At 72.1% G+C, this 13,760-nt stretch carries 11 protein-coding genes; 6 read left to right on the top strand and 5 right to left on the bottom strand.

Features of this window, described 5'->3' with window-relative positions:
* The first annotated feature begins 30 nt into the window (after positions 1–30).
* From KZX45_RS09870 to KZX45_RS09850, 5 genes are all read left to right on the top strand, one after another.
* Positions 31–417, top strand: coding sequence for a cupin domain-containing protein (locus KZX45_RS09870; RefSeq protein WP_248257563.1), 387 nt, complete (start codon positions 31–33; stop codon positions 415–417).
* Positions 418–476: 59 nt separating this feature from the next.
* On the top strand, positions 477–1,364 hold the full coding sequence (gene lsrF, locus KZX45_RS09865; protein WP_248257562.1) for a 3-hydroxy-5-phosphonooxypentane-2,4-dione thiolase: 888 nt from the start codon (positions 477–479) through the stop codon (positions 1,362–1,364).
* Between the two features lie 83 nt (positions 1,365–1,447).
* Positions 1,448–2,656, top strand: coding sequence for a class II aldolase/adducin family protein (locus tag KZX45_RS09860; protein ID WP_248257561.1), 1,209 nt, complete (start codon positions 1,448–1,450; stop codon positions 2,654–2,656).
* A gap of 71 nt (positions 2,657–2,727) precedes the next feature.
* Positions 2,728–3,891, top strand: coding sequence for a hypothetical protein (locus KZX45_RS09855; protein WP_248257560.1), 1,164 nt, complete (start codon positions 2,728–2,730; stop codon positions 3,889–3,891).
* A 188-nt stretch (positions 3,892–4,079) separates the two neighbouring features.
* Complete coding sequence (locus KZX45_RS09850; RefSeq protein ID WP_248257559.1) at positions 4,080–4,712, top strand: VOC family protein; 633 nt, start codon at positions 4,080–4,082, stop codon at positions 4,710–4,712.
* Between the two features lie 109 nt (positions 4,713–4,821).
* Here KZX45_RS09850 and KZX45_RS09845 read toward each other — a convergent pair whose 3' ends face one another.
* From KZX45_RS09845 to KZX45_RS09835, 3 genes are all read right to left on the bottom strand, one after another.
* Positions 4,822–5,568: a DUF559 domain-containing protein gene (locus KZX45_RS09845; RefSeq protein WP_248257558.1), complete on the bottom strand. Its 747-nt coding sequence runs from the start codon at positions 5,566–5,568 to the stop codon at positions 4,822–4,824.
* A gap of 565 nt (positions 5,569–6,133) precedes the next feature.
* On the bottom strand, positions 6,134–6,571 hold the full coding sequence (locus KZX45_RS09840) for a hypothetical protein (protein WP_248257557.1): 438 nt from the start codon (positions 6,569–6,571) through the stop codon (positions 6,134–6,136).
* Between the two features lie 594 nt (positions 6,572–7,165).
* Positions 7,166–7,414 carry a DUF2530 domain-containing protein gene (locus tag KZX45_RS09835; RefSeq protein WP_248257556.1) on the bottom strand — a complete coding sequence of 83 codons (249 nt, stop codon included), beginning with the start codon at positions 7,412–7,414 and terminating at the stop codon, positions 7,166–7,168.
* A gap of 194 nt (positions 7,415–7,608) precedes the next feature.
* Between KZX45_RS09835 and KZX45_RS09830 the strand changes: the two genes are divergently transcribed.
* Positions 7,609–9,312 (top strand): glycoside hydrolase family 55 protein, encoded by a 1,704-nt coding sequence (locus KZX45_RS09830; protein WP_248257555.1) that lies wholly within the window; start codon positions 7,609–7,611, stop codon positions 9,310–9,312.
* A gap of 239 nt (positions 9,313–9,551) precedes the next feature.
* Here the strand turns inward: KZX45_RS09830 and betT are convergent, their stop codons facing one another.
* Both betT and KZX45_RS09820 read right to left on the bottom strand, forming a co-directional pair.
* A complete protein-coding gene (gene betT, locus KZX45_RS09825; RefSeq protein WP_248257554.1) occupies positions 9,552–11,765 on the bottom strand; it encodes a choline BCCT transporter BetT in 2,214 nt (737 codons plus the stop codon).
* A 293-nt stretch (positions 11,766–12,058) separates the two neighbouring features.
* Positions 12,059–13,582: an NCS1 family nucleobase:cation symporter-1 gene (locus KZX45_RS09820; RefSeq protein ID WP_248257553.1), complete on the bottom strand. Its 1,524-nt coding sequence runs from the start codon at positions 13,580–13,582 to the stop codon at positions 12,059–12,061.
* Between the last annotated feature and the right edge of the window lie 178 nt (positions 13,583–13,760).

Genomic DNA, 13,760 nt, shown 5'->3' with positions numbered 1-13,760 from the left:
CCCACGACTGAGAAGAAGAGGAACGAACACATGGAGACGAGCAAGGTCGACAGCGCCCCCTACCGGTTCGGGGAGTACGGGCCCGGCTACCTGCTGCGGGGACCGCGCACGGACTTCGGGGTGGTCCGCCTGCGGCCCGGCGACGACGCGTCCAACCACTACCACGCCCAGATCGAGGAGACCTTCGTCGTCCTCGAGGGCTCGGCGACCCTGTGGATCAACTGCACGGAGAGCTACACGGTGGGCGTCGGCGACGTCTACCGGTGCGAGCCGGGGGAGATGCACTACTTCGTCAACGAGACCGACTCCACCTTCCGTGCGCTGTTCGTCAAGGCGCCCTACGACCCGGCCGACGGCGTCCAGGTGCCCTGGACGCCGGGCGACCCGGTCCCCGCGGTCGCCACGACGGCGCGCTGACCACTGCCCCACCCACCCACCCGCCACGTCGGCGAACGAGACAACGAACGGACATCACCATGGCTGACCTCGACGGCAACCTCGCCGCGAAGAACTACCACCTCGACACGCCACAGGAGTCGGGAGGCTTCCACGTCAAGGGCGCGGCGAACCTCGACTTCGGGATGAAGCACCGGCTCGGTCGCATCTTTGACGCCGAGTCTGCCAGGACGGTCATGCTGGCCTTCGACCACGGGTACTTCCAGGGACCGACGCGCGGCCTGGAGCGGGTGGACCTCAACATCGTGCCGCTCGCTCCGGAGGCCGACGCGCTCATGGCGACGCGCGGCATCATCCGCACTGTCATCCCGCCCAGCGCCACGAACGCTCTCGTGGTCCGCGCCTCGGGCGGGCCCTCGGTGCTCAAGGAGCTCTCGGACGAGCGGATCGCGATGGACATCTCCGACGCGGTGCGCATCGACGCCAGCGCCGTCGCCGTGCAGGTGTTCATCGGCGGCGAGAACGAGACGCAGTCGGTGCACAACATGACCAGGCTCGTCGACGCCGGGCTCCAGCACGGTATTCCGGTGCTCGGCGTGACCGCGGTGGGCAAGGAGCTCACCCGCGACGCCCGCTACCTCGGCCTGGCCACGCGGATCATCGCCGAGCTCGGCGCGCAGCTGGTCAAGACCTACTACTGCGACGAGGGCTTCGAGCAGGTCACCGCCGCCTGCCCGGTGCCGGTGATCATGGCGGGCGGCAAGAAGCTGCCCGTCCACGACGCGCTCACCATGGCCCGCCGGGCGATCGACGAGGGCGCCGCCGGGGTCGACATGGGCCGGAACATCTTCCAGCGGGAGAACCCGCTGGCGATGATCCAGTCGGTGCGCGCCGTCGTCCATGGCGGCCTGAGCGCCGACGAGGCCGCCGCGATGTACGCCGACCTCTCCGGCGGGGCGCAGGACTGACCGGACTGCCCGTCCCGCGCCGCATCGCGGCGCGGGATGCGCTCGGTCCGGCGTCGGGAAGAGAGAGGAAGCACGTGCGGGACATGACGGGATGGGGCACGCCCACGGGGGTCGACGGGGTGCTGGCGCAGCGGGCGGAGCCGGGCGTCAACAGGTGGCTGAGGGAGACGCTGCATGCGTCGCGCCTGCTCGGTCGGGACCCGTTCCTGGTGCTGCACGGCGGCGGCAACACCTCCGTCAAGACGGAGGAGGACCTCTGGGCGAAGGCGTCCGGCTTCGACCTCGGCCGGCTCGACCTGGACGGTCTGGTGCGGCTCGACCGCACCGCGCTGGCCCGGATGCTTCGGTCCGGCGAGCTGAGCGACCTCGAGATGATGGCCGGGTACGCGGCCGCCAGCCGGCGGCCGGGCGCGCCCGCGCCCACCATCGAGAGCCTCCTGCACCACGCGCTCCCGTTCCGCTCGGTGCTGCACACGCACGCGGACGCGATCGTCGCGCTCACCGACACGGTGCACGGCCCGGACCTCGCGGCTCAGGTGCTCGGCGACGACGTCATCGTCGTGCCCTACGTGATGCCGGGCTTCGAGCTCGCCATGACCGCCTCGGCGGCGTGGCAGGCGCGCCGTGCGGACCGGTGCACCGCCATCGTCCTCGCCCACCACGGGCTGTTCACCATGGGTGACGACGTGGCCGAGGCCTACGACCGGCACCTCGAGCTGGTCCGGCGGGCCGAGGAGTTCCTCGGGCGGGAGGCGGGATGGCGCGCGGACCCGTTCGACGGGGCCGACGGTCGGGTCGCGGACGTGCCGCGCGAGCTGCGTGCGGCGCTGGACGCGGTCGCTCACACCCCGCCCGCGGTCGCCGTCTGCGCGGACCGGGAGGTGACCGATTTCGTCACCCGCGCAGACCTGCCCGTGGTGTCGCAGCGCGGGCCCACCACGCTGGAGCACGTCATCCGCACCAAGCGGCTGCCGTTGCTCGGCCGCGACGTGGACGCCTACGCGGAGGACTACACCCGCTACTTCGAGCGTCACGCGCACCGCTCGCCGGGGGCACGCATGCTGGACCCGACGCCGCGGGTGATCCTCGACCCCGAGCTCGGGCTGGTGACCACGGGCCCGGACCCCGCGACGGCGCAGGCCGTGCTGGACATCTTCCGGCACACGATCCGGATCATCGAAGCCGCGGAACGGCTCGGGGGCTACCGGACCATGACTGAGGCGCAGGCCTTCGACATCGAGTACTGGGAGCTCGAGCAGCGCAGGCTGCGTCCCGTCGACCCGTCCGGGTGAGGCCCGCCCGGCTCGGGCCTCGTCGCTCCGATCGGGCCCGCGGCCGGTCGTCGCCTCGCTACGCTCCCGCCGTGCCGACGACGACGCCGACCATCCCGGGCACCCGCACCTTCACCGCCGAGCGGGCGACGGCGGCGCGCGCGGTCGCCCTCGTGCTGGCCCTCGCGTGGTCCACCGTCGGGTTCGCGACGACGGATCTGTGGGTGGTGATCCCGCCCCCGCACCCGCTGTTCGCGGGCGAGCACGCCATGCTCGAGGCCGGCTGGGGCGTCACCATGACCTGCCTCGTGGTGGTGCCGCTCCTCGCGATGGTGCTGCGCCCGGGTCTCGGCCGCGCCGTCGCGGTGCAGGTCGCGCTGCTCGCGGCCTGCGCGGTGCCGGCCGCGGCCTTGGCGCTCGACGGCGCCGTCGTCCTCTTCGGTGCGGCCCAGCTGCTCACCGCGGGCGTCGTCGCCCTGGTCGCTCGGGGGCGGCGTGGTGCGCACAACGGTCGTCGCCGCGGGGAGCGCCGCCGTCGGGAGCGCCGCCGCGGAGTGGGCCGAGCGGGAGAGCCACGCCGGCTCACCGCCGTCTGGGCCGCCCTCACCGTGCTCGTGTTCGCCGGGCTGCCGTGGGTCGGCTTCATGCGCACCTCGGGCAGCTTCTACCCCGACGGGTCCCGCAACGGCGCGCTCCTCCTCGCGGCCACGGTCGTGGCGGCCTGGGCGCTGGTGTGGCTGGTCCGCCGGCCGGCCACGACGCCACCGGTGTCCCCGGCGGCCGCGACGCCCCCGGTGCCCCTGTCCGCCTCCGCGCCACCGGTGCCCCCGGCGGCCCCGACGTCACCAGAACCGCGGTCGGCACCCGACCGGGGGCGGCGCGGCCTGCCCGTGCTCGCCGTCACCGCGGCCGGGGCCGTGCCGTGGTTGGTGTACGTCTGGCACCTGACCGCCGAGGCCCGGGCGCCTGGTCACGTCCCGTACCTCACCAACGGCGTCGACCACTGGCCGCAGCAGGCCGCGGCGGCCCTTGCACTCGTGGTGCTCCCGGTGGCGGCCGTCGCCGGCCTCGGCTCGGTGCGGCTGGCGGGCTGGACCGTCGGGCTCTCCGCCGTCGGCCTCGGCGGGTTCTCGCTGCTCTACCCCGAGGTCGCGGCAAGCCTCGGCGCGACCTCGGGAGTCCTCTCCATGGTGTGGGGCGGGGGCCTCGTCGTCGCCTCGGCCGTCCACCCGGACGGGCGAGCGCCGGTGACCTGACGGCGCGGCGGCGAACCCATCCGGACGGGCGAGCGCCAGCGACCTGACCGCGCGCGGTGGCGCACCCGTCCGGACGGGCGAGCGCCGGCGACCTGACCGCGCGGCGGGCCACGCCCCTCGCGTCCCACTCCGCGGACCCCGGTCGGGGTGCCCGGCACCCGGCCACGGCGGGCCTGTACGGTGCCCGCGTGACCGACACCGTCCTGCCCCACCACCTCGACCACGTCGTCGTCGCCACGCCCGACCTCGCCGCGGCCGTCCGCGCGTTCGAGGAGGCCACCGGCGTCGCGCCCGAGCCCGGCGGCGTGCACCCGAAGTTCGGCACCCGCAACTACCTGGTCTCCTTCGGCGGCGACGCCTACCTGGAGATCATCGGCGCCGACCCCGAGAACACGACCTTCACCGGCACCCGCTCGTTCGGCGTCGACGACGTCCGGGAGACCGCCGTCGTCACCTGGGCCGTCCACCCCGGCGACCTCGACGCCGCACGTGCCCGGGCCCGCGAGGCCGGGCTCGACCTCGGCGAGGTGTTCGACGGCGCGCGACGCACCACCGACGGCACGCTGCTGGAGTGGCGCCTGACGGCGAACCTCGTGGAGCCCACCGGGCTGGTGCCGTTCCTCATCGACTGGGGGGCCACCACCTCGCCGGCGGTCACCACGAAGGCGCGGGTGCGGCCGACCGGGCTGGTCGCCACCCACCCGCGGCCGGAGGAGGTCACGCCGATCCTGCGGGCGATCGGCACCGATATCGAGGTCGGTCCCGGTGAGCCGAGGCTGCGCCTGACGGTCGAGGGGCCGGGCGGCAGCCTGACGCTCTGACAACGGGCCGTTCACTGGCGGCTCTGGTTCTCGCCGGCGCCGGGCGCTGGGCGGCAGGCGTTGGACGTTGGACGTTGGACGTTGGACGAGCCTCACCCGGCCATGAACCTCACCGTCGGGCGGACTGCAGGACGCGGCGGATCATCGCGACCATCTGGTCCCGCCGCGCGAACTGCGCGCGATCCACGACGAGCACGGTCCAGCCGGCAGCGCGCAGGGCGTTGAGGCGGGCGCGGTCGCGGGCGATCTGGCGCGGGTCGTCGTGGTGGGAGCCGTCGTACTCCACGATCACCCGCAGCTCAGGCCAAGCCAGGTCGACACGGGCGACAAACAGCCCGTCGCTCGTGCGGACCGTGTGCTGGGTGACGGGGCGCGGGAGTCCGGCCTCGACGAGGATCACCCGCAGCTGTGACTCACGCACGGACTCGGCGCCTGCGTCGACGAGGTCGAGCATCTCCGGGAGCCGGCGGATCAACCGCGCACCGCTGTGCTGACTGGTCACGTCCTCCACCTGCTGCCGCGTCAGACCGGTGGCGCGGACGAGGGCGTCGAGGAGCGGGACCGCGCGCAGCGGGTCGTCGTGGCGGCCGACGTCGAAGGCGGTGCGCGCCGGCGTCGTCACGCGGCCGAACCGAGAGCTCATCACTTCGGCGGGCAGAAGCTCGTCGCCGCGGACGTTTAGATACTCGCGGCTCCGCACGCGACGGTCGCGCGGCAGGACGATCTCCACCGGCTCGTCGGGCCATGCGACGTCGCCCCCGTGCACCCACACCGCGCTGATCCCTCCGAGCACCGCCGCCGGCACGGCGAGGCGCGTAGCGCGGATTCGGTCCTCGTGCGTGATCGGCCCGGCCACGGCGTGTATCCCTCGTAGCAGTCGCTGGTACGACGCTCCCTCGAGGATCTCGTCGCTGACCTGATCCAGCGCGGCATCACGACGGAACGGTCCTCCAGCGAGTTCCGGCGGTACGGGGGTGGGAGTGCGCATACCGCCACGCTCTGCGAGACCAGCCTTTCGGTGACGAGCTGGCGCCTGTGCTCTGTGCAGGTGCGGGCAGTCCAGCCTGATGTGGACAACCACGCGGCGTCAGGCCGACCACGCGGCGACAGCCAACCGTCTGAGCGCTGTGTCCGCCCCCGAGGCTGTTCGTGTCAGGTATCTGCCCGAAGCCCCGCGCCGAGTGAGACGTTGTCCGTCGAATAAGAGCCGGATAACACGGACAACGTCTCACTCGGCGCGGTGGCGGGCCTGCGGCGGGCCGGTGGGGGCCGGTGGCGGGCCGGTGGGGGCGGGGCGGCGACCCGGGCCGGCAACCGGTGGGGGCGGGGCGGCGACCCGGGCCGGCAACCGGTGGGGGCGGGCGGCGACCGGTCCGGCCGCGGGGTGGCGAGTGCTGGGTTCTTCGCGAGCCCATGTCAGGTCACGCCGGCATGGCCCCGACCGCGGGGACGCGGCGCAGCGCGTGGACCAGCAGCGCGAGGGTGACGGCGACGCCGACGAAGTAGCCGGCGAGGACCGGTCCGAGGTACAGGCCCGCGTCGCAGAGGACCCAGTGGCAGTTCTGGCGGGACTTCTCGACGCCGTCGATGAACCCCCAGACGCCATACCCGACCCCGACGACGGCGATCGCCAGGGCCGGCACCGCAAGTTTCCAGGATTGCCGGGCCCAGGCGAGCAGCGGCAGCGCGGCGAGCGCCAGCCAGAGCAGGCCCGCGGCGACGGGAGCGAGGTCGTCGCCGGGGGCGGAGCTGACCCCGAGGATGGAGACCAGCGCCGGCAGCACGACGAGCGTCGGGAGCGCGAGCAGCACGGTGGCGGTCACGGCCGCGGCGGTGCCCCGGCGGGCGGGTGTCTCCATCGGTGCTCCGTCGGTCGGTGGCGTCGGGCGGTCCCAGCGACGCGAGCCGCGCCACTGTTGCGAGCCGCGCTACGTGGCCGGCCGGGACGGCGTCCCGTCGATGCTGACGGATCCGCGACGGCGCCGGAGCGGTTTCGTCTGGATGCGGGGCGGGTCGGCCCGCCGCGCGGAGGTGTAGGGCTCGTGGGCGGAGCACGGCGCGGAGGCGCTGCGCTCGCGGCGGAGCAGCGTGCGGGGGAGTTTCGGTCGCGCGGGCGGGGCACCGCGCGGAGGACTAGCGCTCGCGGGCGGGGCACCGCGCGAAGGAGTAGCGATCGCGCGTCGCCGGGCATAAAAAGGCCCCCGGAGACAGACGACGCGTCTGGGGGAAAGCCGCGCCGGTGCCCCCGGGGGTACCTAGTAAAACACCCCGGACCCCGATTCAGTTCCCTGTCGGGCGGAGAATATTTGGCGGCCGACCCCACGCACCGCCGCGTACGCGGGGGACCGAGCCGGCGAGCGCACCGGCGGCGACGAACCTGCCACGAAAACCGAGCTAGACGTGACAGGTAGGCGGCGCGGCCGGATTCGTGACCTGCTGGCCGGAGAGCCCCGCTACCGGCGCTGGCGTCGCGCGGCCCGGTACTCGTGCACGTACCCCCAGCACACCGCGAGGAGGCCCATCCCGAGGCCCGCGAAGCAGACGTCGAGCCAGTTCCCCGGGACGCGGCCCATGAGGTCGAGCACCCCGATGACCGCCGTGGCGAGGATCCAGAGCGTCGTGAACGTGACGGTCAGCGTGATCGCGTTGACCTTCGCGGGCGGGGGATCCGCGCGACGTTCGAAGAAGTGCAGCTCCGGCATGCTCACGACTCTATCGGCGCCCGATGACACCGGTGCCCGCTTGGCCGGGCCGGGCATCGCCAGAGCACCGGCCCCGCTCGTCCACGGCAACAAACGGCAAGGGGTATCGGTCGCGGCCGTCCCGATGATCGTCTGGACCGAAAGTCCGTCCACGGTGCTGCCGCGGACGGGGACAACGACGTCAAGGGGGAACCGTGAACAATCCCGTGCTGCACCAGATCAGCCGCCGCAGCCTGCTGTCCGTCGCCGCAGCGACGACGGCGATGGCCGCGCTCGCCGCGCCCGCCGGCGCGGCGCCGGTCGCGCGCCCGAGCCGCGCCGTGCGCCCTGCCACCGGGGACCTCGGCCAGCAGCTGCTCGACGAGTGGTCGGCCTCGCCGTCGACCCACCGGCTTCTCGGCGACTTCACGCACGCCGGCTACCGGCTCGGCTCGCCGCGGCCGCACCCGCGCGTCGTCGCCAACGTCAAGCAGTACGGAGCCAAGGGCGACGGCGCCACGGACGACCTCGCGGCGTTCAACGCCGCCGTGCGCACGGTGGGGGAGAGCGGCGGCGGAACCGTCCTCGTCCCGGACGGCACCTACCACCTCAGCGGTCCGCTCTTCATCCACTGGTCCAACGTCGTCGTGCGCGGCGCGAGCACCGCGGACACCGTCCTGTACTTCTCCCGGCCGCTCAAGGAGGGGTACCGCGACAACTGGCAGGCGTCGAAGAACCAGGACCGCTGGTCGTGGGCCGGCGGTCAGATCTGGGTGATCCCGGAGCCCGTCAAGAGCAAGCTCGAGGTCGAGGAGTGGCTCGGCACGGAGGGGTGGATCCCCGGCGCCACGCTCGCCGCCGTCGCGCCGGCCCCGCGCGGCACTTCCGATGTCACCGTCTCCTCCACGGCCGGTCTGCGCGAGGGGCAGATGGTCCTCCTCGAGACCGAGAACCCCGCCGACGCCGGTCTGCTCGTCCACCTCGCGGGCGACACCGAGGGTGCCCGCGCCTACGACTGGCCGGTCGGCGCCCCGCAGCTGGTGCCCGGCACCGAGGGCTTCTACCCCCAGTACGGCACCCTCCAGTGGCCGGTGCGGATCGAGAAGATTCTCGACGGCGCCACCGTTCGCCTCGCCCAGCCCGTCAAGCACGACCTGAGCGACCGGTGGCCGTCGGTGCTCCGCGAGCTCGGCCCCGCCGTGACCGAGGTGGGGATCGAGCGCCTGACGATCCGCAACAAGCTCATCACGCAGACCCGGCACAACCAGAACCCCGGCTCCAACGGCGTGCACTTCCAGGCCGCTCACGACTGCTGGGCGGACCGGATCCGGGTGGAGAACACCGACGTCGGCTTCGGGCTGACGGGTGCGAAGTCGGTGACCATGTCCCGCGTCACGGTCGCCGGCCGCGCCACGCACCACCCGTTCGTTATCCGCATGCAGTCCCACGACAACCTCATCGAGGACTTCGAGGTCGAGCCGTTCACGGTGCCGTCCGTCGCGGGCGCGTGGCCGCACGGCATCAATGCCGAGGGGCTCTCGTCCGGCAACGTCTACCACCGCGGCGTCATGGCTGAGGGCACGTTCGACTCCCACCGGGCGCTGCCGTTCGAGAACCTGCGCTCGAACATCCGGATCAACAACACCGGCCGGGTCGGCGGCGCCGCCCAGTCTGGCCCGTACTTCGGCGCCCGCAACGCGCACTGGGGCATCGAGGTGACCAACGGCCGCCCCTACGCGGTGTGCCTGAGCGACGTCGCGCCCGCCAGCGTCACCCTCGACGTTGCCGGGGTGACCAGCGATACGAGCGAGCTGCGCCCGGACTACCCCGGGGGCCCGGAGGCGCTGGAGAGCGTCTCGAGCCTCGACCCCACCGTGGTCGAGGACCTCTACGAGGCGCAGCGCGGCGCGCGGCGCTGAGTTCTGCACGCAGGAGGAAACACGGCCGACGGCGGAGGGGCGGGATCGACGGGTCCCGCCCCTGTGCCCTCGTGCCAGGCGGGAGTGGTGCGAGGCACGCTCGCACCACTCCCGCCTGGCTGGCCCCGCCCGAAAAGGTCACCTTCGTCGGGCCGTCCGACGCCGAGCCGGCCCATGCTCGAGCCGCCCCGACGCGGAGCCGCCCCGAGACCGGAGCCGCCCCGACGTCGAAAATGGCGTCAGTCCGCGACGCGCACCACGTCGTCCGCGACCGTCGGCACGGCGGCCGGGGCCGCGGGAGTCAGGACCGAGGCGTAGTCGTGCTCGGTGGAGTAGCGCAGGAACGACAGGTGCGCCTCGTACCGGTCCAGGACGTCGTTGATGACCTGCTGCTGGGTCAGCCCCATCAGGTCGTAGCCCTCGGTGCCGGTCTGGGTGAAGACCTCCACCTTGTAGTACAGGTCGTCGCCCTTGGACATGGGCCGCCCGCCGATGCGGGGCACCGGGGCCTCGACCGCGGCCACCTGGTAGTGGAAGTCGCGGTGGTCGAGCATGTTCACGACCAGCGTGTGCTCGTCGACGCCGGTCTCGGCGTTCGGGGTGGTGGACAGCGTCGCCTCGTAGCCCAGCTCGCCGAACTCCGCGGCGACGGCGGTCAGCGCCGGCCGCACGGTCCGGTCCATGAACTGGGTGACGGCCTTCTTCGACGGGTAGGACCGCAGCTGTGCGAGGCGCTGCTTCCACGTCTTCTCCGGCACCTGCCCGCCGTGGGCGGCGGCCGAGCGGCGGCGGATGATCTGGCCCTCGCGCTCGGCCCGCTCCATGCGGAGCACCTTCCAGAACGAGGCCATGACCAGGTACGCGATGATCGTCACCGGGAACGCGAAGATCAGCGTGGCGTACTCCATGGTGGTCACGCCGCCGGCGACCAGCATGGCGATCGTGAGCAGCGCGGTGACCAGCGCCCAGAAGATGCGCAGCCACTTCGCGCCGTCCTCGGCGGGGTCGGGGATCGTGGAGGAGAAGTTCGCCATCACCATCGCGCCCGAGTTGGCGCTGGTGAGGTAGAAGAGCATGCCGGACAGCGTGGCCAGGCCGATGAGGAACGCCGCGCCGGGGAACATCTCGAGCAGCGCGTACCAGCCCTGCTCGGGCTGGTCGATGGCGAGCTGGGCGAACTCGAGGTTGCCGTCCATGACGACCGACAGCGCCGAGTTGCCGAAGATGGAGACGATGACGAAGTCGCACAGCACCGGGGCGGTGATGGCGGCGATGACGAACTCGCGCAGCGTGCGGCCGCGGGAGATGCGGGCCAGGAACAGGCCGACGAACGGGCCCCAGGCCAGCCAGAACGCCCAGAAGAACAGCGTCCAGCCGCCCATCCAGTCCGCGCCCCCGGACTCGTAGGCGAACGTCTCCAGGGTGCGCTCGGGCAACGTGCCGACGAACCGGCCGATGTTCGTGACCAGGGCGTTGAGCAGGAACGCGGTCTGGCCGGTGACCAGGATGTAGAGCATCATCGCGGCCGCGATCCAGATGTTCAGCTCCGAGACCAGGCGGATGCCCCGGTCGACGCCGGAGAGGCAGCCGGCCACCGTCATGACGACGGCGACCAGCACCAGGGCGATCTGCAGGCCCAGCCCCTGCGGCAGGCCGAACAGGTAGGAGAAGCCGACGTTGAGCAGGACCACGCCGATGCCCATGGAGGTCGCGACGCCGAAGACGGTGCCGATCAGCGCGAAGACGTCGATGGCGTCGCCGGCGGCGCCGCGCACGCGCTTGCCGAGCAGCGGGTACAGCGCCGCGCGGATCGACAGCGGCATGCCCCACCGGTAGGCGAAGTAGCCCATCGCCATGCCCAGCAGGGAGTACATCGCCCAGCCGGAGATGCCGTAGTGGAACATCGTCCAGACGACCGCGTCCTGGGCGGCCTGGGCCGACTGCGGGTCCCCGGTCGGCGGCATCATGTACTGCGCGATCGGGCCGGTCACGGAGTAGAAGAGCATGTCGATGCCCACGCCGGCGCCGAACAGCATGGCGACCCAGGTGAACAGCTTGTACTGGGGGCGGGAGTGGTCGGGGCCGAGGCGCACCGTCCCCTCCTTGGAGAACGCCACCCACAGCACGAAGAGGATCACCAGCACGACGGTGACCACGTAGAACCAGCCGAGGTTGGTCGCGATGTCCAGGACGAGCTCGCGCATGACGTCCGCGGCGCTGGTGGGGGCGAGCATCGCCCACAGCGAGAAGGCGACGATCACGGCGGCGGAGATGACGAAGACCCGCCAGTTGACCCGCGCCCCGCGGTCCTCCGCGAGCTCGGTGGGGCCCTTGCTGAGCTCGGCGCTGGAGATGGGCGCCCGGTACTCGTCGTCGGTCCGGGGCCTCCGTCGCTCCGTCACGCCGAACCGACCGCGGTCGATCGTCGACTCGGACGTCTCGTCCGGTCTCACTTCATGGTCGCGCGCCACTCGTTCTCCTTCGCCTCAGGACCTGATCCGCGGGCGGCCGGGCGCGCGCCGCAGCCGTCTCAGATCCGAGGCGGAGAGAAGAAGTTCGGCGGTGCCGTCACCTGGCCGTGCAACCGCCGTGGGAACACTAGCTCCCTTCCACCATACGTTTGGGGAACCGTTGGTCAAGGCTTTGTCGGGTATGTCTCAAGCGGGCGCACTCGTCCCGTTCGCCGGTTCTGCGGCGCCTTCCCGCGCCCAGGAAGGCGCCACACCCGCCTCGGATGTGACGAAGCTCAGTGCTCCTCGCCGGTCGAGACGATCACGTGGTTGCGCATCGCGATCCAGTGGAACAGGGCGCCGAGGATGGCACCGATCACCCACGCGAAACCCCCGAGCTGGGCGAGGGCGGGCACCCACACCGCGGCGATCGAGAAGATCGCGGCGAGCCCGCCGGCGGCCAGCGCCCGGGTGTTCCACCCGTTGCTGAAGTAGTAGATGCCTCCCGGTGAGGTCGAGTACATGTGCTGCAGGTCGAGGCGCCGCCGGCGCAGGAGGTAGTAGTCGCACACGAGGATGCCGTACAGCGGCGCGAGGATGGCGCCGAGCGTGTCGACGAACTTGGGGAGGCCCATCTCGCCGATGGCCGCGACCCACAGGGCGCCGATGACGAAGCCGATCGCCGCGGTGATGAGCCCGCCGGTGCGGAAGGAGATCCGCGAGGGCAGCAGGTTCGCGAGGTCGTAGGCGGGCGGGATGAAGTTGGCGACGAGGTTGATGCCGACGGTGGCGAGGAAGAACGTGATCGCCGCGATGATGGTCAGCCAGGTGTTGCCCACCTGCCCGACGATGTCCGCGGGGTTGACCAGCGGGTCGCCCTCCCCGCCCTGGAAGACGATGTACGCCCCCGCCGTGATGAACAGCGACAGGAAGGTGAACAGCGTCAGGCTGACGGGCAGGCCGAGCAGGTTGCCGCGGCGCATCTGCCGCGTGGACCGGGTGAAGCGGGCGAAGTCGCCGAAGTTGACGACGACGGCGGCGAAGTAGGCGATCATCGTGCCGGCGACCCCGAAGAACGCGAGGACCGCCGCCCCGCCGGTCTTCTCGCCCTGGAAGAGGGTGCCGACCGCCCCGACAAGCTCGCCGCCGGCCTGGGTCCAGATGGCGATGAGCAGCAGGGTCATCACCACGTAGACGGCCGGCCCGGCGAAGTTGAGGAACCGGGCGATCCAGTCCATGCCGCGCATGAACAGGGCCACCTGGAAGATGGTGACGATCACGTAGGAGACCCAGCCGACGGCGTTCATCCCGAGGAAGGTGGCGGTGGGCGGGTCGGTTAGGACCGCGTTGATCGCCAGGGCGACGGCGGTCGAGGCGAAGTAGGTCTGGGCGCCGTACCAGAACATGCCGACGATGCCGCGCAGCAGCGCGGGGAACCGTGCCCCGAACACCCCCATGCTGGTGCGGGCGATGACGGCGTACGGGACGCCGTAGTGGACGCTCGGCCGGCCGGAGAGGTTGACCAGCACCATGATGAAGAAGCCGGCGAGGATGATCGCGGCGAACACCCACCAGCCGCTGATGCCGGCGGTGATGAACAGGCTGGCCGCGAGGGTGTAGCCGGCGAGCGACTGCACGTCGTTGGTCCAGACGTTGAAGATCTCGAACCAGCCCCACTTGCGCTGGCCGGCGGCGACCGGGGCGAGGTCGTCGTTGTAGAGCTCGCCCTCCTTGGTCCGGATCGTGTACGCGTAGTCGTGCAGGAGCTGGTGGGCGGGGCGGTCCTCGCGGGCGGTGCCTGCGGTCTCTGGGTGGTCCATGGCTCGAATCTCCGGTGGGTGCGGAAGGTGCGCGCCGGTCGGGGCGCGGCGTCCGGGGTGCGACGGCGGTGTCGGCTGGTGACGCGATTCGACTGAGCTACAGGTCGGATCAAGTTAGCAGGCGTCGCACGCCCCTGGCTCGAACTGCGCCGTGCGAGCACAGAGAGAGGTCGCCGCG

Source organism: Georgenia sp. EYE_87 (assembly GCF_023148685.1).
In the GTDB taxonomy this organism is placed as follows: Bacteria; Actinomycetota; Actinomycetes; order Actinomycetales; family Actinomycetaceae; genus Georgenia.
Note: the sequence above shows the minus strand (reverse complement) of the source record. Positions and strands in the feature narration are given on the sequence as shown.